At 51.2% G+C, this 19,879-nt stretch carries 12 protein-coding genes and 6 pseudogenes; 11 read left to right on the forward strand and 7 right to left on the reverse strand.

Features of this window, described 5'->3' with window-relative positions; all coding sequences use genetic code 11:
• A partial coding sequence (locus tag BHE85_RS23355; protein WP_047664789.1) for an IS1 family transposase occupies window positions 1-165 on the reverse strand: 165 nt, incomplete at its 3' end.
• Between the two features lie 43 nt (window positions 166-208).
• Here BHE85_RS23355 and rihB point away from each other — a divergent pair.
• Together rihB and BHE85_RS23365 are read left to right on the forward strand one after the other, a co-directional pair.
• A pseudogene (gene rihB / locus BHE85_RS23360) lies at window positions 209-955 on the forward strand (ribosylpyrimidine nucleosidase); the annotation flags it as partial.
• Between the two features lie 99 nt (window positions 956-1,054).
• Window positions 1,055-2,304, forward strand: a pseudogene (locus tag BHE85_RS23365) (NupC/NupG family nucleoside CNT transporter).
• Between the two features lie 55 nt (window positions 2,305-2,359).
• Here the strand turns inward: BHE85_RS23365 and BHE85_RS23370 are convergent.
• From BHE85_RS23370 to BHE85_RS23380, 3 genes and pseudogenes are all read right to left on the reverse strand, one after another.
• Window positions 2,360-3,448, reverse strand: coding sequence for a sugar kinase (locus tag BHE85_RS23370; RefSeq protein WP_001064971.1), 1,089 nt, complete (start codon window positions 3,446-3,448; stop codon window positions 2,360-2,362).
• Between the two features lie 2 nt (window positions 3,449-3,450).
• A pseudogene (gene nfo / locus BHE85_RS23375) lies at window positions 3,451-4,307 on the reverse strand (deoxyribonuclease IV).
• A 73-nt stretch (window positions 4,308-4,380) separates the two neighbouring features.
• Window positions 4,381-5,430, reverse strand: a complete 1,050-nt coding sequence (locus BHE85_RS23380) for a YeiH family protein (protein ID WP_000182053.1) — start codon at window positions 5,428-5,430, stop codon at window positions 4,381-4,383.
• 99 nt (window positions 5,431-5,529) lie between these two features.
• Here BHE85_RS23380 and yieE point away from each other — a divergent pair, with 99 nt between their 5' ends.
• The 3 genes and pseudogenes from yieE to cirA all read left to right on the forward strand — a co-directional run bounded on the left by yieE (window position 5,530) and on the right by cirA (window position 10,358).
• Window positions 5,530-6,411: a DNA-binding transcriptional regulator YeiE gene (yieE, locus tag BHE85_RS23385; RefSeq protein ID WP_000548292.1), complete on the forward strand. Its 882-nt coding sequence runs from the start codon at window positions 5,530-5,532 to the stop codon at window positions 6,409-6,411.
• A gap of 204 nt (window positions 6,412-6,615) precedes the next feature.
• The gene (gene lysP, locus BHE85_RS23390; protein ID WP_000253273.1) at window positions 6,616-8,085 is read left to right on the forward strand and encodes a lysine-specific permease; all 1,470 of its coding nucleotides are present in this window, start codon (window positions 6,616-6,618) and stop codon (window positions 8,083-8,085) included.
• A gap of 292 nt (window positions 8,086-8,377) precedes the next feature.
• Window positions 8,378-10,358: pseudogene (gene cirA / locus BHE85_RS23400) on the forward strand (catecholate siderophore receptor CirA).
• Window positions 10,359-10,389: 31 nt separating this feature from the next.
• On the opposite strand, the gene yeiG reads toward cirA, so the two are convergent.
• Complete coding sequence (yeiG, locus tag BHE85_RS23405; protein WP_000425438.1) at window positions 10,390-11,226, reverse strand: S-formylglutathione hydrolase; 837 nt, start codon at window positions 11,224-11,226, stop codon at window positions 10,390-10,392.
• Window positions 11,227-11,483: 257 nt separating this feature from the next.
• Between yeiG and folE the strand changes: the two genes are divergently transcribed.
• The 6 genes and pseudogenes from folE (at window position 11,484) to mglC (ending at window position 18,393) form a co-directional block, all read left to right on the forward strand.
• Window positions 11,484-12,152 carry a GTP cyclohydrolase I FolE gene (gene folE, locus BHE85_RS23410; RefSeq protein ID WP_001139613.1) on the forward strand — a complete coding sequence of 223 codons (669 nt, stop codon included), beginning with the start codon at window positions 11,484-11,486 and terminating at the stop codon, window positions 12,150-12,152.
• A 16-nt stretch (window positions 12,153-12,168) separates the two neighbouring features.
• Complete coding sequence (yeiB, locus tag BHE85_RS23415; RefSeq protein WP_000440906.1) at window positions 12,169-13,326, forward strand: DUF418 domain-containing protein YeiB; 1,158 nt, start codon at window positions 12,169-12,171, stop codon at window positions 13,324-13,326.
• Window positions 13,327-13,467: 141 nt separating this feature from the next.
• Window positions 13,468-14,508: an HTH-type transcriptional regulator GalS gene (gene galS / locus BHE85_RS23420; protein WP_000628653.1), complete on the forward strand. Its 1,041-nt coding sequence runs from the start codon at window positions 13,468-13,470 to the stop codon at window positions 14,506-14,508.
• Between the two features lie 279 nt (window positions 14,509-14,787).
• Window positions 14,788-15,786 (forward strand): annotated as a pseudogene (mglB, locus tag BHE85_RS23425) (galactose/glucose ABC transporter substrate-binding protein MglB).
• Between the two features lie 60 nt (window positions 15,787-15,846).
• Window positions 15,847-17,367, forward strand: a complete 1,521-nt coding sequence (mglA, locus tag BHE85_RS23430) for a galactose/methyl galactoside ABC transporter ATP-binding protein MglA (protein WP_000255052.1) — start codon at window positions 15,847-15,849, stop codon at window positions 17,365-17,367.
• Between the two features lie 15 nt (window positions 17,368-17,382).
• Complete coding sequence (mglC, locus tag BHE85_RS23435) at window positions 17,383-18,393, forward strand: galactose/methyl galactoside ABC transporter permease MglC (protein WP_001275116.1); 1,011 nt, start codon at window positions 17,383-17,385, stop codon at window positions 18,391-18,393.
• A 242-nt stretch (window positions 18,394-18,635) separates the two neighbouring features.
• On the opposite strand, the pseudogene preA reads toward mglC, so the two are convergent.
• Both preA and BHE85_RS23445 read right to left on the reverse strand, forming a co-directional pair.
• Window positions 18,636-19,537: pseudogene (gene preA / locus BHE85_RS23440) on the reverse strand (NAD-dependent dihydropyrimidine dehydrogenase subunit PreA); the annotation flags it as partial.
• Between the two features lie 11 nt (window positions 19,538-19,548).
• Window positions 19,549-19,879, reverse strand: a 331-nt coding sequence (locus tag BHE85_RS23445; RefSeq protein WP_000321149.1) for an integrase core domain-containing protein, incomplete at its 5' end; no start/stop codon positions are given.

The raw sequence follows: 19,879 nt of genomic DNA on the forward strand, positions 1-19,879 counted from the left end.
TTTCTGGTGCGTACCGGGCTGAGAGGCGGTGTAAGTGAACTGTAGTTGCCATGTTTTACGGCAATGAGAGCAGAGATAGCGCTGATGTCCGGCAGTGCTTTTGCCGTTACGCACCACGCCTTCAGTAGCGGAGCAGGAAGGACATCTGATGGAAATGGAAGCCACGCAAGCACCTTAAAATCACCATCATACACTAAATCAGTAAGTTGGCAGCATTACCCCCATTATGCGTAAACAAATCGTTGCCGATAATATTCACGGTGAAACCGGACTGGATGGTCCGGTATTCGAGTCGCTGACCCGCCAGGCAGAAAGTACCCACGCGGTGAAATACATCATTGATACCCTGATGGCAAGCGATGGCGATATCACTCTGGTGCCGGTTGGTCCGCTTTCAAATATCGCGGTGGCAATGCGTATGCAACCCGCGATCCTGCCCAAAATCCGTGAAATTGTGCTAATGGGCGGCGCTTACGGTACAGGCAACTTCACGCCATCTGCCGAGTTCAACATCTTTGCTGATCCGGAAGCAGCCCGCGTGGTGTTCACCTCCGGCGTTCCATTAGTGATGATGGGCCTCGATCTCACCAACCAGACTGTTTGCACCCCGGACGTGATTGCACGGATGGAAAGGGCAGGCGGCCCTGCCGGAGAGCTGTTCAGCGACATCATGAACTTCACTCTCAAAACGCAGTTCGAAAACTACGGCCTGGCTGGCGGCCCGGTGCACGACGCCACCTGCATCGGTTATCTGATTAACCCTGATGGCATTAAAACCCAGGAGATGTACGTCGAAGTGGACGTCAACAGTGGCCCTTGCTATGGGCGTACCGTCTGCGACGAGCTGGGCGTTCTTGGCAAGCCCGCTAATACCAAAGTCGGCATCACTATTGATACCGACTGGTTCTGGGGCTTAGTCGAAGAGTGCGTGCGCGGCTACATCAAAACCCATTAAGTGTTGATAACAAGCCGGGTCAGTATCGCAAGATCCAAGCCCGGCTATTTCTGATGGGCAGAAAGCCGTCGCCCAATATGACATGAAGAGATAATAACTATGGATGTCATGAGAAGTGTTCTGGGAATGGTGGTATTGCTGACGATTGCGTTTTTGCTGTCAGTAAACAAGAAGAAGATCAGCTGCGTACCGTTGGCGCGGCGTTAGTGTTACAGGTCGTGATTGGCGGGATTATGCTTTGGTTACCGGCAGGGCGTTGGGTCGCTGAAAAAGTCGCTTTTGGCGTGCATAAAGTGATGGCGTACAGCGACGCGGGTAGCGCATTTATCTTCGGTTCGCTGGTCGGGCCGAAAATGGACACGCTGTTTGATGGCGCAGGATTTATCTTTGGTTTCAGGGTATTACCGGCAATTATCTTCGTCACTGCACTGGTGAGTATTCTCTACTACATCGGTGTGATGGGGATTTTAATTCGCATTCTCGGCGGTATATTCCAGAAAGCATTAAATATCAGCAAGATTGAGTCATTCGTCGCGGTCACCACCATTTTCCTCGGGCAAAACGAAATTCCGGCGATCGTCAAACCCTTTATCGATCATCTGAATCGCAATGAATTATTTACAGCGATTTGTAGTGGCATGGCCTCGATTGCTGGTTCGACAATGATTGGTTACGCCGCCCTGGGCGTACCTGTGGAATATTTGCTGGCGGCATCGTTAATGGCGATCCCAGGCGGGATCTTGTTTGCTCGCCTGTTAAGCCCGGCTACGGAATCTTCGCAGGTTTCCTTTAATAACCTCTCTTTCACCGAAACACCGCCAAAAAGCATTATTGAAGCCGCTGCGACAGGGGCAATGACCGGGCTGAAAATCGCCGCCGGTGTAGCGACAGTTGTTATGGCATTTGTCGCCATCATTGCGTTAATTAATGGTATTATCGGCGGCGTTGGCGGCTGGTTTGGTTTTGCACATGCCTCGCTGGAGTCCATTTTAGGTTACCTGTTGGCCCCATTGGCGTGGGTGATGGGGGTTGACTGGAGTGATGCAAATCTTGCCGGGAGTTTGATTGGGCAGAAGCTGGCGATCAATGAATTTGTCGCTTATCTCAATTTCTCGCCATATCTGCAAACGGGTGGCACTCTGGATGCTAAAACCGTGGCGATTATTTCTTTCGCGTTGTGCGGTTTCGCTAACTTTGGTTCTATCGGGGTGGTGGTGGGGGCGTTTTCTGCGGTTGCGCCACACCGTGTGCCGGAAATCGCCCAACTTGGTTTACGCGCGCTGGCGGCGGCGACACTTTCTAACCTGATGAGTGCTACTATTGCAGGATTCTTTATTGGTTTAGCGTAGTGCGCAATTTATGAGCCGGATAAGATGCGGTCAAGCGTCGAATCCGGCAACATTGTTACACCATTGGCACTAATGAAAGCGCGTTATCGGCAGACAGGGTAGGGTTGTTTAAGCTGCCGCTGGCGCGCGAAATTGCCGCGCAGGCTACCGCAAAACGGGCGCTGTCGCGGAAACTGTATCCTTCAAGAAAGCTATATACCAGGCCCGCCATAAAACCATCGCCAGCACCAAAACTGTCTACTGTCGTATGCGCTGGCGCGGTCAGCAAAAATTGTTCTCCATCCTTTTCGCTGCAATAAACTGACTCATCGGGCAAATAAACAAACAGTTGCTGAACACCTTGCTGATGCAATGCATTCACTGCGGCATTACGGTCAGCATCGCTGGTGATCGCCTGTCCCCATAAAATTTCCAGCTCCGGTAAAGTGGGTTTCAGGGTGTGAATATGCGCCAGCCAGTGTTTGATTTTGCCCGCTTTGAATTCTGAAACGGTATCGACAAACACCGGGATTTCATCAGCGAGGGTAAAGACCCATTCCAGCGCCTCGGCTGTCAGGTTGCAATCAGCCAGTACCACGCCCGCATGACGAAGTAAATCGCGCGACCCGTTCAGTAGTTGCGGTGTCAACTGTTCCAGCAGATGGGTATCGTTAATCGCCAGCACGGTTTGATCGTCTCGATTGGCAATTGCCAGATACGTCGATGTGCTTTGACCATGCAAACGAACGCAGCCGGAGACATTCACGCCGGCACGGCGCGTTTCTTCCAGGAGCATTTCGCCATAAAAGTCATCGCCAATCACTGAAAGCAAATGGACGTCACGGCCTAACAGCGCCAGATTGTGGGCGATGTTGCGTCCCACGCCGCCCGCCGAGCAATGAATTGTACCGGGATGAGAAGCCGCTTGCGGGTAACGGATATCCGCGATCCCGCGAATATCCATATTGATTGTCCCCACCACTACGCAGTATTCCTGCTCGGTGAGAATGTAACCTTTGCCTTTAATCCGCCCTTTGCGCATTAAATCCATAATATGCGCCGCAACGCGCGAACGACTGATTTGCAGCATGTCCGCAATTTCGTTCTGCTGAATCAGCGGGTTACGCCGTAAAATTGCAAGGATCTCCTTTTCCCGGTTATTCATCTTCAGGCTACCGCTTTTTCAGTTTGTTGCGCTTTCAGCCAGGCGATCTCTTCTGCCCAGATATCCGGGTTGATGGTTTCAAGGATCAGCGGAATGCCGTCGAAACGGTCGTCCTGCATGATCCAGCGGAACGCATCATGACCGATATTGCCTTCACCGAGGCTATGATGGCGGTCAACGCGGCTGCCAAAGGTGCTTTTCGCATCGTTAAGGTGCATCCCGCGCAGATACTTAAAGCCAACAATACGGGCAAAATCCGCGAACGTTTTCTCGCATTCGGCTGGAGTACGCAAATCATACCCGGCAGCGAAAGCATGGCAGGTATCAATGCAGACGCCGACACGGGATTTATCTTCCACGCCGTCGATAATCGCCGCGAGATGTTCGAATTTAAACCCTAAGTTACTGCCCTGACCGGCGGTGTTTTCAATCACCGCTGTTACACCTTGAGTTTTATCCAGCGCAATGTTGATGGATTCGGCAATACGCGCAAGGCAATCCTCTTCTGAAATCTGCATCAGATGGCTGCCAGGGTGGAAGTTGAGCAAAGAAAGCCCCAGTTGTTCGCAACGCTGCATTTCATCTATAAAGGCATCGCGCGATTTTTCCAGAGCTTCAGTGACCGGATGTCCGAGGTTAATCAGATAGCTGTCGTGGGGAAGAATTTGCGCCGATGTGTAGTGATATTTTTCACAGGCTGCTTTGAATTCATCGATGGTTTGCGTCGTGAGCGGTGCGGCACGCCACTGACGTTGGTTTTGGTGAACAAGGCAAACGCGGTTGCGTCGATTTCGGCGGCGCGAATTGCGGCATTTGCCAGACCGCCAGCAGCACTAACGTGCGCTCCAATGTATTTCATGCGAGGACTCCTGTTAAACCCGCTGGAGGAAAACGGTAATGATAGCGGGTTAACAGGAGCAAGATGTAGTGGTTTATGCGATGACGCTTTGAATCACATAGTTAATCGCACCACCACCAACAATCAGCCAGGCAAACAGTACCAGTGCCATCAGCAGAGGTTTCGCCCCGGCTTTTTTCAGCGCGCTGACGTGAGTGGTCAGACCCAGCGCCGCCATCGCCATTGCCAGCAGGAAGGTATCCAGCGTTACCAGCATGTTCACCACGCTCTGCGGTAACAGGTGGAACGAGTTAAAGATGGCAACGACGATGAACAAGATGGCAAACCACGGAATAGTGATTTTGCTTTTCTCGCCGCTGTTCGCCCCAGACAGCTGTTTAACACGCGCCGCCAGCAGGATGAGGAACGGAGCCAGCATCATCACGCGCAGCATTTTGGAAATAACTGCTGCGTTTTCCGCATCCGGGCTGATGGCATGACCTGCCGCCACCACCTGCGCCACTTCGTGCACAGTAGAACCAATGTAGATACCGAAAGTTTCCGGACTAAACCATTGAGACATCAGCGGATATATCGCCGGGTAGAGGAAAATCGCGACGGTCCCGAAGATAACAACGGTTGCAACAGCCACGGTTACTTTACTGGCTTCCGCTTTCACTACCGGCTCAGTCGCCAGTACCGCGGCAGCACCACAGATACTGCTACCGGCACCGATCAACCAGCTGGTGTGCTTATCCAGACCAAACACTTTCTGCCCCAGGAAGCAAGCCAGCAGGAAGGTACTGGACAGCGTCAACACGTCAATGATGATCCCACTGATACCGACATCGGCAATTTGCGAGAACGTCAGACGGAAGCCATAAAGAATGATACCCAGACGTAATAAATATTGCTTGGCAAACAGCACACCACCGTCACAGCTTTTCCAGATGTGCGGATAGATGGTGTTGCCTAAAACCATCCCCAACAAGATTGCGAGGGTGAGGGCACTAAACCCGGCACCCGCAACCGCGGGAATGGAACCACCCCACAGGGCGACCCCGGTGATAACTGCACTCAGGGCTAACCCCGGAATAAAATGCCACAGTGTACGATGTTGTTTCTGTAAGGTGATATTCGTCATAACCCTCTCCTTATAACCGGGCATAAGGTTACGACTAACTGGTTTAAAAATAAAATTGATTATATATTTATAATTAATCTTTATAAGTGGTAAGCGACTATGCACATCACCCTCCGGCAGTTGGAAGTTTTTGCAGAAGTATTGAAAAGTGGATCAACCACCCAGGCGTCGGTGATGCTGGCGTTGTCGCAATCAGCAGTGAGCGCAGCCTTGACCGACCTGGAAGGGCAGCTTGGCGTGCAACTGTTTGATCGCGTGGGGAAAAGACTGGTTGTTAATGAACACGGGCGGCTGCTCTATCCGCGTGCGTTGGCATTGCTTGAACAGGCGGTTGAAATCGAACAACTGTTTCGCGAAGACAACGGCGCGATTCGTATCTATGCCAGTAGTACCATCGGTAACTACATTCTGCCTGCAGTTATCGCCCGTTATCGCCATGATTATCCGCAGTTGCCGATTGAACTTAGCGTTGGGAACAGCCAGGACGTGATGCAAGCGGTGCTGGATTTCCGCGTTGATATTGGCTTTATTGAAGGACCGTGCCACAGCACTGAAATCATTTCTGAACCGTGGCTGGAAGACGAGCTGGTGGTTTTCGCCGCGCCGACTTCGCCGTTGGCTCGTGGTCCGGTCACCTTAGAACAGCTGGCCGCTGCGCCGTGGATCCTGCGTGAACGCGGTTCCGGCACGCGGGAGATTGTCGATTATCTATTGCTGTCACATTTACCGAAGTTTGAGATGGCGATGGAATTAGGTAACTCCGAGGCAATCAAACATGCGGTGCGTCATGGGTTGGGAATTAGTTGCCTGTCGCGACGGGTGATTGAAGATCAATTGCAGGCAGGCACATTAAGTGAAGTTGCGGTCCCTCTGCCGCGCCTGATGCGTACGTTGTGGCGTATACATCATCGGCAAAAACACCTTTCCAACGCGCTACGGCGCTTTCTGGACTATTGCGATCCCGCGAATATACCGCGTTAAGTTGCTGTACAAGAACATGCTGGTGCTGTGTCGATTTCGTGACGCAGCGCCCTCAGCATGCATTCGCCAGAAAAGAGATTGGCTGCTTTACTTATAATCCCAGGGCGATCATGAAGGTGTCTTATAACCGTGTATTTCTGCCGGAAGGATTGCCAATCGTCTGCTACAATCGCGCCTCATTTTTAAGATGGATAGCATTTTTGTATGGTTTCCGAAACTAAAACCACAGAAGCGCCGGGCTTACGCCGTGAATTAAAGGCGCGTCACCTGACGATGATTGCCATTGGCGGTTCCATCGGTACAGGTCTTTTTGTTGCCTCTGGCGCAACGATTTCTCAGGCAGGTCCGGGCGGGGCATTGCTCTCGTATATGCTGATTGGCCTGATGGTTTACTTCCTGATGACCAGTCTCGGTGAACTGGCTGCATATATGCCGGTTTCCGGTTCGTTTGCCACTTACGGTCAGAACTATGTTGAAGAAGGCTTTGGCTTCGCGCTGGGCTGGAACTACTGGTACAACTGGGCGGTGACTATCGCCGTTGACCTGGTTGCAGCTCAGCTGGTCATGAGCTGGTGGTTCCCGGATACACCGGGCTGGATCTGGAGTGCGTTGTTCCTCGGCGTTATCTTCCTGCTGAACTACATCTCAGTTCGTGGCTTTGGTGAAGCGGAATACTGGTTCTCACTGATCAAAGTCACGACAGTTATTGTCTTTATCATCGTTGGCGTGCTGATGATTATCGGTATCTTCAAAGGCGCGCAGCCTGCGGGCTGGAGCAACTGGACAATCGGCGAAGCGCCGTTTGCTGGTGGTTTTGCGGCGATGATCGGCGTAGCTATGATTGTCGGCTTCTCTTTCCAGGGAACCGAGCTGATCGGTATTGCTGCAGGCGAGTCCGAAGATCCGGCGAAAAACATTCCACGCGCGGTACGTCAGGTGTTCTGGCGAATCCTGTTGTTCTATGTGTTCGCGATCCTGATTATCAGCCTGATTATTCCGTACACCGATCCGAGCCTGCTGCGTAACGATGTTAAAGACATCAGCGTTAGTCCGTTCACCCTGGTGTTCCAGCACGCGGGTCTGCTCTCTGCGGCGGCGGTGATGAACGCAGTTATTCTGACGGCGGTGCTGTCAGCCGGTAACTCCGGTATGTATGCGTCTACTCGTATGCTGTACACCCTGGCGTGTGACGGTAAAGCGCCGCGCATTTTCGCTAAACTGTCGCGTGGTGGTGTGCCGCGTAATGCGCTGTATGCGACGACGGTGATTGCCGGTCTGTGCTTCCTGACCTCCATGTTTGGCAACCAGACGGTATACCTGTGGCTGCTGAACACCTCCGGGATGACGGGTTTTATCGCCTGGCTGGGGATTGCCATTAGCCACTATCGCTTCCGTCGCGGTTACGTATTGCAGGGACACGACATTAACGATCTGCCGTACCGTTCAGGTTTCTTCCCACTGGGGCCGATCTTCGCATTCATTCTGTGTCTGATTATCACTTTGGGCCAGAACTACGAAGCGTTCCTGAAAGATACCATTGACTGGGGCGGCGTAGCGGCAACGTATATTGGTATCCCGCTGTTCCTGATTATTTGGTTCGGCTACAAGCTGATTAAAGGAACTCACTTCGTACGCTACAGCGAAATGAAGTTCCCGCAGAACGATAAGAAATAAGTTTCCTCCCTTCCTTGCTAAGCCCTCTCAACCGAGAGGGCTTTTTCAATTCCATTTCCCTGACAAATCATGCGGATATAAAATTTAACATTTGGATTGATAATTGTTATCGTTTGCATTATCGTTACGCCGCAATCAAAAAAGGCTGACAAATCAGAGGCTGTTCCGGCTTTCTGGGATGATCACCTGCATACAAATAAGTCCACCGCGATGCTGCCGTACGCAAGGGGACGTGAAGAAGGTGTGAGCGATAACCCATTTTATTTTCGTAGTTACCTCATGGAGATATGGAATGTTTAGGTTGAACCCTTTCGTACGGGTCAGGCTGTGTTTGTCCGCTATTTCTTGTGCATGGCCTGTGTTAGCGGTCGATGATGATGGCGAAACGATGGTTGTCACTGCATCTTCCGTTGAACAAAACCTCAAAGATGCACCCGCCAGTATCAGCGTCATTACCCAGGAAGACCTGCAGCGAAAACCGGTACAGAATCTGAAGGATGTCCTCAAAGAAGTGCCTGGCGTACAACTGACGAACGAAGGGGATAACCGTAAGGGCGTTAGTATTCGTGGTCTGGACAGCAGCTACACCCTGATTCTCGTCGACGGTAAACGCGTTAACTCCCGCAATGCCGTCTTCCGCCACAATGATTTCGATCTGAACTGGATCCCGGTCGATTCCATCGAACGTATTGAAGTGGTTCGTGGCCCGATGTCGTCGCTATACGGCTCCGATGCGCTCGGCGGTGTAGTGAATATCATCACCAAAAAAATCGGTCAGAAATGGTCGGGTACCGTTACCGTCGATACCACCATTCAGGAACATCGCGATCGCGGTGATACCTATAACGGTCAGTTCTTTACCAGTGGACCATTAATTGATGGTGTGCTGGGAATGAAAGCTTACGGCAGCCTGGCAAAACGTGAAAAGGATGACCCGCAAAACTCAACGACCACCGATACCGGAGAAATGCCGCGTATTGAAGGATTCTCCAGCCGCGACGGCAATGTCGAATTTGCCTGGACACCGAATCAAAATCACGATTTTACTGCCGGATACGGTTTCGACCGTCAGGAACTCGCTGGACAAAAACCGCCTGGAACGCCAGAACTACTCCGTCAGCCATAATGGGCGTTGGGATTACGGCACCAGCGAACTGAAATACTACGGTGAGAAAGTCGAGAACAAAAACCCTGGCAACAGCAGCCCGATAACTTCCGAAAGCAATACGGTCGACGGCAAATACACGTTGCCGCTGACGGCGATTAATCAGTTTCTCACGGTTGGCGGTGAATGGCGTCACGACAAACTTAGCGATGCGGTGAACCTGACCGGGGGAACCAGCTCCAAAACGTCTGCCAGCCAGTACGCGCTGTTTGTGGAAGATGAATGGCGGATCTTCGAGCCGCTGGCGCTGACGACCGGCGTGCGTATGGACGATCACGAAACCTACGGTGAACACTGGAGTCCGCGTGCCTACCTGGTTTATAACGCCACCGACACCGTAACGGTGAAAGGGGGCTGGGCGACGGCATTTAAAGCACCTTCTCTGTTGCAACTTAGCCCTGACTGGACGAGCAATTCCTGCCGTGGCGCATGTAAGATTGTGGGTAGCCCGGATCTGAAACCAGAAACCAGCGAAAGTTGGGAGCTGGGGCTTTACTACATGGGTGAAGAAGGCTGGCTGGAAGGGGGTGAATCCAGCGTTACCGTTTTCCGTAACGATGTGAAAGATCGTATCAGCATCAGCCGTACGTCTGACGTCAACGCTGCACCGGGCTACCAAAACTTTGTTGGTTTTGAGACGGGCGCTAACGGACGGCGCATACCGGTATTTAGCTACTACAACGTTAACAAAGCTCGTATTCAGGGCGTGGAAACCGAACTGAAAATTCCGTTCAACGATGAATGGAAACTGTCGATCAACTACACCTACAACGATGGTCGTGATGTCAGCAACGGCGAAAACAAACCGCTATCCGATCTGCCGTTCCATACTGCTAACGGTACGCTGGACTGGAAACCGCTGGCGCTGGAAGACTGGTCATTCTATGTTTCTGGTCACTATACCGGGCAGAAACGCGCCGACAGCGCGACGGCTAAAACACCGGGCGGTTATACCATCTGGAATACCGGCGCGGCCTGGCAGGTGACTAAAGACGTCAAACTGCGCGCAGGCGTGCTGAACCTTGGCGACAAGGATCTCAGTCGTGACGACTACAGCTATAACGAAGACGGACGTCGTTACTTTATGGCAGTGGATTATCGCTTCTGATGAGAAGATGCCCGGCGAACCGGGCGGACTTTCACTTCAGTAAATACTGCGCATGGAAGCGCAGGTGATCCTCTATAAAAGAGGCGATGAAGTAGTAACTGTGATCATATCCCGGCTGAATACGCAGCGTCATCGGCCACGCTTTCTGGCGCGCGGCTTCTGCCAGTACCGCAGGTTGCAACTGGTCGGCAAGAAACTGATCATTATCGCCCTGATCGATAAGCGTCGGGATCGCATCCTGCGCGTTACTGGCATACATCAGCGCGCAACTGTCCCATTCCAGCCATGCATTTTTGTCCTCACCTAAATAGCTGCTAAACGCTTTGATTCCCCACGGGACGCTGCACGGATTCACAATTGGCGCAAAGGCCGAAACGCTGGTGTATTTACCCGGATTTTTCAGCGCCATAATCAGCGCACCGTGACCACCCATTGAGTGACCGCTAATGGCGCAGCGGTCGCTGACATTAAATTGCGACTGAACCAGCGCCGGTAATTCATCGCGCAGATAATCATACATCCGGTAATGCGTCGCCCACGGCGGTTGCGTGGCATTAAGATAAAAGCCTGCGCCCTGGCCTAAATCGTAGCCATCGTCGTTGGCAACCTTTTCGCCGCGCGGGCTGGTGTCTGGCATCACCAGTACAATCCCCAGTTCTGCCGCCACGCGCTGGGCACCCGCCTTGGTGGTGAAGTTCTCGTCATTGCAGGTTAATCCGGAAAGCCAGTACAGCACTGGTGGCGGGGTGTGATCACGAGGGGGTGGGAGAAAGATACTGAACGTCATCGGGCAGTTTAAGGTACTGGAGTCGTGTCGCCAGCGTTGCTGCCAGCCTTCAAAACAGCGGTGCTCTTCGAGCATTTCCATGCGTGGCTCCTTGTTGTGTTGTTTGCAATTTCTTCATCATACCGTTTATTCAATGTGCTGTGAGTAACTTTCACTTCCGTATTTGCATAACGATGTTTTAACATCTGCTGATGAAAGGCAGCGGCAATTACAATAATTATCGCTGTGAATACTGGATTATGTGCGCCGCCTCACGCACAATAATCAGGCTGTAAATCAGCTTAATAACTTTGCCCCCACGCAGGGCGGAGGCGTCACACCTGCAGGAGAAATCATAAATGCCATCACTCAGTAAAGAAGCGGCCCTGGTTCATGAAGCGTTAGTTGCGCGAGGACTGGAAACACCGCTGCGCCCGCCCGTGCATGAAATGGATAACGAAACGCGCAAAAGCCTTATTGCTGGTCATATGACCGAAATCATGCAGCTGCTGAATCTCGACCTGGCTGATGACAGTTTGATGGAAACGCCGCATCGCATCGCTAAAATGTATGTCGATGAAATTTTCTCCGGTCTGGATTACGCCAACTTCCCGAAAATCACCCTCATTGAAAACAAAATGAAGGTCGATGAAATGGTCACCGTGCGCGATATCACTCTGACCAGTACCTGTGAACACCATTTTGTTACCATCGATGGCAAAGCGACGGTGGCTTATATCCCGAAAGATTCGGTGATCGGTCTGTCAAAAATTAACCGTATCGTGCAGTTCTTTGCCCAGCGTCCGCAGGTGCAGGAACGTCTGACGCAGCAAATTCTTATTGCGCTACAAACGCTGCTGGGCACCAATAACGTGGCTGTCTCCATTGATGCGGTGCATTACTGCGTGAAAGCGCGTGGCATCCGCGATGCAACCAGTGCCACAACAACGACCTCTCTTGGTGGATTGTTCAAATCCAGTCAGAATACGCGCCACGAGTTTCTGCGCGCTGTGCGTCATCACAACTGATTAAAAGGCAGGAACCATGGAGCGCAACGTAACGCTCGATTTTGTTCGCGGCGTCGCCATTCTGGGGATCCTGCTATTAAACATCAGCGCCTTTGGGCTACCAAAGGCGGCTTATCTCAATCCCGCCTGGTACGGCGCTATTACGCCGCAGGATGCATGGACCTGGGCATTTCTCGATCTCATCGGCCAGGTGAAATTCCTCACGCTTTTTGCGCTGCTGTTTGGTGCGGGCCTGCAAATGTTGCTGCCCCGTGGCAGACGCTGGATCCAGTCGCGGTTAACGCTGTTAGTCTTGCTGGGTTTTATTCACGGTTTATTGTTCTGGGACGGCGATATTCTGCTGGCTTACGGGCTGGTGGGCTTAATCTGCTGGCGGCTGGTGCGCGATGCGCCATCGGTAAAAAGCCTGTTTAATACAGGCGTCATGCTTTATCTGGTGGGGCTTGGCGTTTTGCTGTTATTGGGGCTGATTTCCGACAGCCAGACCAGCCGCGCCTGGACGCCGGATGCATCGGCTATTTTGTATGAAAAATACTGGAAGCTTCACGGCGGCGTTGAAGCGATCAGTAATCGTGCCGATGGTGTTGGCAACAGTTTACTGGCACTGGGCGCACAGTATGGCTGGCAACTGGCAGGGATGATGCTCATTGGTGCGGCGCTGATGCGCAGCGGCTGGCTGAAAGGGCAGTTCAGCTTACGTCACTATCGTCGTACTGGTTTTGTGCTGGTGGCGATTGGGGTGACCATTAACCTTCCTGCCATCGCCCTGCAATGGCAGCTGGACTGGGCGTATCGCTGGTGTGCCTTCTTACTTCAAATGCCGCGGGAACTGAGTGCGCCGTTTCAGGCGATTGGCTATGCGTCGCTGTTTTATGGCTTCTGGCCGCAATTGAGCCGCTTTAAGCTGGTGCTTGCGATCGCCTGCGTCGGACGGATGGCGCTGACCAACTATCTATTGCAAACGCTGATTTGTACCATGCTTTTTTACCACCTCGGTTTGTTTATGCATTTTGACCGCCTGGAGCTGCTGGCGTTTGTTATTCCGGTATGGCTGGCGAATATCCTCTTCTCTGTTATCTGGCTGCGTTACTTCCGCCAGGGGCCGGTGGAATGGCTCTGGCGTCAGTTAACTTTGCGTGCTGCCGGAACGGCAATATCTAAAACATCAAGATAACGATCTGGATCACATTCGTTAACAAAACGGCTGTAACCGTTTCCATTGCTGTGACTCGATTCACGAAGTCCTGTATTCAGTGCTGACAAAATAGCCGCCAGCAAGCAGTCATTTACTGCAATCTCATAACAGGTAGTGAATATGATCACCATTCGTGATGTAGCGCGTCAGGCTGGCGTCTCTGTGGCAACGGTTTCCCGGGTGCTCAATAACAGCACGCTGGTCAGTGCCGACACGCGTGAAGCAGTAATGAAAGCCGTGAGTGAGCTGGATTATCGGCCAAACGCCAATGCCCAGGCGCTGGCAACTCAGGTTAGCGACACCATTGGCGTGGTGGTGATGGACGTTTCTGATGCGTTTTTCGGCGCGCTGGTAAAAGCGGTGGATCTAGTCGCTCAGCAGCATCAGAAATACGTGCTAATCGGCAATAGCTATCATGAAGCGGAAAAAGAGCGTCACGCCATTGAGGTGTTAATTCGCCAGCGTTGTAATGCGTTGATTGTTCACTCAAAAGCATTGAGTGACGATGAACTGGCGCAATTTATGGATAACATTCCCGGTATGGTGTTAATCAACCGCGTTGTGCCGGGGTACGCCCATCGTTGCGTTTGCCTGGATAATCTCAGCGGTGCCCGAATGGCGACGCGCATGTTGCTGAATAACGGTCATCAACGTATTGGTTATCTTTCTTCCAGTCACGGCATTGAAGATGACGCCATGCGTAAAGCAGGCTGGATGAGTGCGTTGAAAGAGCAGGATATTATTCCGCCGGAAAGCTGGATTGGCACTGGTACGCCGGACATGCCGGGCGGTGAGGCGGCGATGGTTGAACTGCTGGGGCGCAATCTACAACTTACCGCTATATTTGCTTATAACGACAATATGGCCGCTGGCGCACTGACAGCATTAAAAGATAATGGCATTGCGATTCCGTTACATCTCTCAATCATCGGTTTCGATGATATTCCCATCGCCCGTTACACCGACCCGCAATTAACGACCGTGCGTTATCCCATTGCTTCAATGGCTAAATTAGCCACCGAACTGGCCTTGCAGGGGGCAGCAGGCAATATTGATCCTCGTGCCAGCCACTGTTTTATGCCGACGTTAGTGCGTCGCCATTCTGTCGCAACGCGCCAGAATGCGGCGGCGATCACTAACTCAACAAATCAGGCGATGTAACCGCTTTCAATCTGTGAGTGATTTCACAGTATCTTAACAATGTGATAGCTATGATTGCACCGTTTTAACGTTGTAACCCGTATGTAACAGTGAATAATCACTTTCACCGAGGTAATAGCGTCATAACAACAATTAAAGCCGTTTTCTGGAGCGTTACCGGGCATGGAAGAACGAATTTTAAAAAGTGAGCTTCGGCGTTCAGTAACACTTCATTAACTCTACTGCCCTGCCGAGCATTTATCTCAAGCACTACCCTGCATAAGAAAAACCGGAGATACCATGAATAAGAAGGTGTTAACCCTGTCTGCTGTGATGGCCAGCATGTTATTCGGTGCCGCTGCACACGCTGCTGATACTCGCATTGGTGTAACAATCTATAAGTACGACGATAACTTTATGTCTGTAGTGCGCAAGGCTATTGAGTAAGATGCGAAAGCCGCGCCAGATGTTCAGCTGCTGATGAATGATTCTCAGAATGACCAGTCCAAGCAGAACGATCAGATCGACGTATTGCTGGCGAAAGGGGTGAAGGCACTGGCAATCAACCTGGTTGACCCGGCAGCTGCGGGTACGGTGATTGAGAAAGCGCGTGGGCAAAACGTGCCGGTGGTTTTCTTCAACAAAGAACCGTCTCGTAAGGCGCTGGATAGCTACGACAAAGCCTACTACGTTGGCACTGACTCCAAAGAGTCCGGCATTATTCAGGGCGATTTGATTGCTAAACACTGGGCGGCGAATCAGGGTTGGGATCTGAACAAAGACGGTCAGATTCAGTCCGTACTGCTGAAAGGTGAACCGGGCCATCCGGATGCAGAAGCACGTACCACTTACGTGATTAAAGAATTGAACGATAAAGGCATCAAAACTGAACAGTTACAGTTAGATACCGCAATGTGGGACACCGCTCAGGCGAAAGATAAGATGGACGCCTGGCTGTCTGGCCCGAACGCCAACAAAATCGAAGTGGTTATCGCCAACAACGATGCGATGGCAATGGGCGCGGTAGAAGCACTGAAAGCACACAACAAGTCCAGCATTCCGGTGTTTGGCGTCGATGCGCTGCCAGAAGCGCTGGCGCTGGTGAAATCCGGTGCACTGGCGGGCACAGTACTGAACGATGCTAACAACCAGGCGAAAGCGACCTTTGATCTGGCGAAAAACCTGGCCGATGGCAAAGGTGCGGCTGATGGCACCAACTGGAAAATCGACAACAAAGTGGTCCGCGTACCTTATGTTGGCGTAGATAAAGACAACCTGGCTGAATTCAGCAAGAAATAAGACTGATTGGGCGCAGTCGTTTACTGCGCCCTTATTGTATGGCCAACAAGGTAAAATTATATGGTCAGCTCAACGACTCCGTCTTCCGGGGAATACTTGTTGGAAATGAGCGGTATCAACAAGTCCTTTCCTGGTGTTAAGGCACTTGATAACGTTAATTTAAAAGTCCGGCCACATTCTATCCATGCATTAATGGGGGAAAACGGTGCAGGAAAATCGACATTATTAAAATGCCTGTTTGGTATTTATCAAAAAGACTCCGGCACCATTTTATTCCAGGGTAAAGAGATCGATTTCCATTCCGCCAAAGAGGCACTGGAAAATGGTATTTCGATGGTACACCAGGAGTTAAACCTGGTATTACAACGTTCGGTGATGGATAACATGTGGCTGAGGCGATATCCCACCAAAGGCATGTTTGTCGATCAGGACAAAATGTACCGCGAAACCAAAGCGATTTTTGATGAACTGGATATTGATATCGATCCGCGTGCGCGCGTCGGCACATTATCCGTTTCGCAAATGCAGATGATCGAAATCGCCAAAGCGTTTTCCTATAACGCGAAAATTGTGATTATGGATGAACCGACTTCTTCGTTAACCGAAAAAGAGGTCAATCATCTGTTCACTATTATTCGTAAATTAAAAGAGCGCGGCTGCGGTATTGTTTATATCTCGCATAAAATGGAAGAAATCTTCCAGTTATGTGATGAAGTTACCGTATTGCGCGACGGTCAGTGGATCGCCACCGAACCGCTGGCAGGACTGACGATGGACAAGATCATCGCCATGATGGTTGGGCGTTCTCTTAATCAGCGTTTTCCTGACAAAGAAAACAAGCCGGGCGAAGTCATCCTCGAGGTGCGTAACCTAACGTCACTGCGCCAGCCGTCGATTCGCGATGTCTCGTTTGATCTGCATAAAGGGGAGATCCTCGGTATTGCCGGGCTGGTGGGGGCGAAACGTACCGATATTGTTGAGACGTTATTTGGTATTCGCGAGAAATCGGCTGGCACCATTACGTTGCACGGCAAACAGATCAATAACCATAATGCCAACGAAGCCATAAACCACGGATTTGCACTGGTAACTGAGGAGCGCCGCTCAACGGGAATTTATGCCTATCTGGATATTGGTTTTAACTCGTTAATTTCCAATATTCGCAACTACAAAAATAAAGTTGGTTTACTGGATAAATCGCGGATGAAAAGCGATACCCAGTGGGTGATTGATTCGATGCGGGTAAAAACACCGGGGCATCGGACGCAAATTGGTTCGCTCTCAGGTGGTAATCAGCAAAAGGTGATTATTGGGCGCTGGCTACTAACGCAACCAGAAATATTAATGCTCGATGAACCGACGCGCGGTATTGATGTCGGGGCGAAGTTTGAGATCTATCAGTTAATTGCCGAACTGGCGAAGAAAGGCAAAGGGATTATTATTATCTCCTCTGAAATGCCTGAGTTGTTAGGGATAACAGACCGTATTCTGGTCATGAGCAATGGTCTCGTTTCCGGAATTGTCGACACAAAAACAACAACGCAAAACGAAATTCTGCGTCTTGCGTCTTTGCACCTTTAAGATTAGGGGCTTCCCATGAGTGCGTTAAATAAGAAAAGTTTTCTTACTTACCTGAAAGAGGGCGGTATTTACGTCGTTCTTTTAGTTTTGCTGGCGATTATTATTTTCCAGGACCCAACATTTTTAAGTCTGTTGAACTTAAGTAATATTCTCACCCAGTCATCGGTGCGTATTATTATCGCGCTCGGTGTGGCAGGGTTAATTGTCACCCAGGGGACCGACCTTTCTGCGGGGCGTCAAGTAGGGCTGGCAGCAGTGGTGGCAGCGACATTATTGCAGTCCATGGATAACGCCAATAAAGTGTTCCCGGAAATGGCGACGATGCCGATTGCGCTGGTTATTCTGATTGTCTGTGCCATTGGTGCGGTGATCGGTTTGATCAACGGTCTGATTATCGCTTATCTCAACGTTACGCCGTTCATTACCACGCTCGGCACGATGATCATCGTCTATGGCATCAACTCGCTCTATTACGACTTTGTCGGGGCGTCGCCAATTTCTGGTTTTGACAGTGGCTTCTCTACCTTTGCTCAGGGCTTTGTCGCGCTGGGGAGTTTCCGTCTCTCTTACATCACCTTCTACGCGTTGATTGCGGTGGCGTTCGTCTGGGTGTTGTGGAACAAAACCCGCTTCGGTAAGAACATTTTTGCCATTGGCGGTAACCCGGAAGCGGCAAAAGTATCTGGTGTCAACGTCGGCCTGAACCTGCTGATGATCTACGCGTTGTCTGGCGTGTTCTATGCCTTTGGCGGGATGTTAGAAGCCGGACGTATCGGCTCTGCCACCAACAACCTCGGCTTTATGTATGAGCTGGATGCTATCGCGGCGTGCGTGGTAGGCGGTGTATCGTTCAGCGGCGGTGTGGGGACGGTGATTGGCGTGGTGACCGGGGTAATTATTTTTACCGTCATCAACTATGGCCTGACGTATATCGGCGTAAACCCATGCTGGCAGTACATCATCAAAGGGGCGATTATTATCTTCGCCGTAGCGCTGGATTCACTGAAATACGCGCGTAAGAAATGATGTGAATGTGGTCCGCATTCGGTCATAAACGCACATAACATCATGATCTGTGTGGTTTTGTAGGCCGGATAAGGCGTTCACGCCGCATCCGGCAACAGGAGCCAAATGCCGGATGCAACGCTGGCGCGTTTTATCCGGCCTACAATAAGCTCAACATACTGATTTGTATGGTTTTGTAGGCCGGATAAGGCGTTCAAGCCGCATCCGGCGACAGGAACCAAATGCCGGATGTGACGCGGGTTCTACAACGTTACCGGGTGTTCTTTCTCGCCTTTCTTAAACTTCACTTCCCCGAGCTCAATACAACCCACCGGGCAGACGTGACCACAAAGCAGACAACCCACACATTTCTCGGTATTACAATGCGGTGTGCGGGTTTTCTCGCTCCATTCCATCGCCTGGTGACCGCCGTCGTAACAGGAAATATAACAGCGTCCACAGCCAACACATTTGTCAAGATTGATACGGGGATAGACAATATAACTGCGGTCTAAATCTTCCGCCGGGACAATATTGTTATTCGCCAGACCTACCATCTCCTGCAACGAATCAAATCCCTGATCGGCGAGATAATGCGATAACCCGCTCGCCATATCTTCTACGATGCGATTGCCGTACTGCATAATGCCGGTGGTGACCTGTAACGTTGCTGCGCCGAGCAATAAAAACTCCGCCGCATCCTCCCAGGTTTCAATGCCGCCGATACCGCTGATTGGGAAATCGCGCAGTTCTGGATGGGTGCGCATTTGCTGAATGAAGCGCAGGGCGATCGGTTTTACCGCTTTACCGGAATATCCGGAAATACTCGATTTACCGTTAACGATCGGCATACCGATTTTCTGATTAAGATCGATATTGGTGATGGATTTAACGGTGTTAATTGCCGCAATGCCATCTGCGCCGCCGCGCTTCGCCGCCAGCGCCACTTCGCACATATCACCGATATTCGGCGTCATCTTCGCCAGCATTGGCAGCGTGGAACCGCGTTTCACCGCCCGACAATATTTTTCTACCAGCACCGGACTTTGCCCGACATCGCTACCCATCGCATGAGAAGTCATTTGCGGACAGGAGAAGTTACACTCGATCATATCCGCGCCAGCTCCTCCCATTGCTGCTCATTTTCCCCCATGATCGAAGCGATTGGATTTGCCCCTATATTTCCAGACATCTGTTATCACTTAACCCATTACAAGCCCGCTGCCGCAGATATTCCCGTGGCGAGCGATAACCCAGCGCACTATGCGGATGCCATTCGTTATAATGCTCGAACGCCTCTGCAAGGTTCTTTGCTGCCGTTAACCCGTCTGGTTTGGGCATGATACTGATGTAGTCACGCTTTATCGTTTTCACGAAGCTCTCTGCTATTCCGTTACTCTCCGGACTCCGCACCGCCGTGTTCTTCGGTTCAAGTCCCAACATCCGGGCGAACTGGCGTGTTTCATTAGCCCGGTAGCATGAACCATTATCCGTCAGCCACTCCACT

The organism is Shigella sp. FC1567, from assembly GCF_001743015.1.
Taxonomy (GTDB): domain Bacteria; phylum Pseudomonadota; class Gammaproteobacteria; order Enterobacterales; family Enterobacteriaceae; genus Escherichia; species Escherichia coli.

What these genes read in the sequence shown, in the direction of transcription:
- yeiB (WP_000440906.1), top strand. Translation starts at nt 12,169, where the DNA reads ATGGAGCGCAACGTAACGCTCGATTTTGTTCGCGGCGTCGCCATTCTG.
- mglC (WP_001275116.1), top strand. Translation starts at nt 17,383, where the DNA reads ATGAGTGCGTTAAATAAGAAAAGTTTTCTTACTTACCTGAAAGAGGGC.
- BHE85_RS23370 (WP_001064971.1), bottom strand. Translation starts at nt 3,448, where the DNA reads ATGAATAACCGGGAAAAGGAGATCCTTGCAATTTTACGGCGTAACCCG.
- lysP (WP_000253273.1), top strand. Translation starts at nt 6,616, where the DNA reads ATGGTTTCCGAAACTAAAACCACAGAAGCGCCGGGCTTACGCCGTGAA.
- galS (WP_000628653.1), top strand. Translation starts at nt 13,468, where the DNA reads ATGATCACCATTCGTGATGTAGCGCGTCAGGCTGGCGTCTCTGTGGCA.
- BHE85_RS23380 (WP_000182053.1), bottom strand. Translation starts at nt 5,430, where the DNA reads ATGACGAATATCACCTTACAGAAACAACATCGTACACTGTGGCATTTT.
- yieE (WP_000548292.1), top strand. Translation starts at nt 5,530, where the DNA reads ATGCACATCACCCTCCGGCAGTTGGAAGTTTTTGCAGAAGTATTGAAA.
- mglA (WP_000255052.1), top strand. Translation starts at nt 15,847, where the DNA reads ATGGTCAGCTCAACGACTCCGTCTTCCGGGGAATACTTGTTGGAAATG.
- folE (WP_001139613.1), top strand. Translation starts at nt 11,484, where the DNA reads ATGCCATCACTCAGTAAAGAAGCGGCCCTGGTTCATGAAGCGTTAGTT.
- yeiG (WP_000425438.1), bottom strand. Translation starts at nt 11,226, where the DNA reads ATGGAAATGCTCGAAGAGCACCGCTGTTTTGAAGGCTGGCAGCAACGC.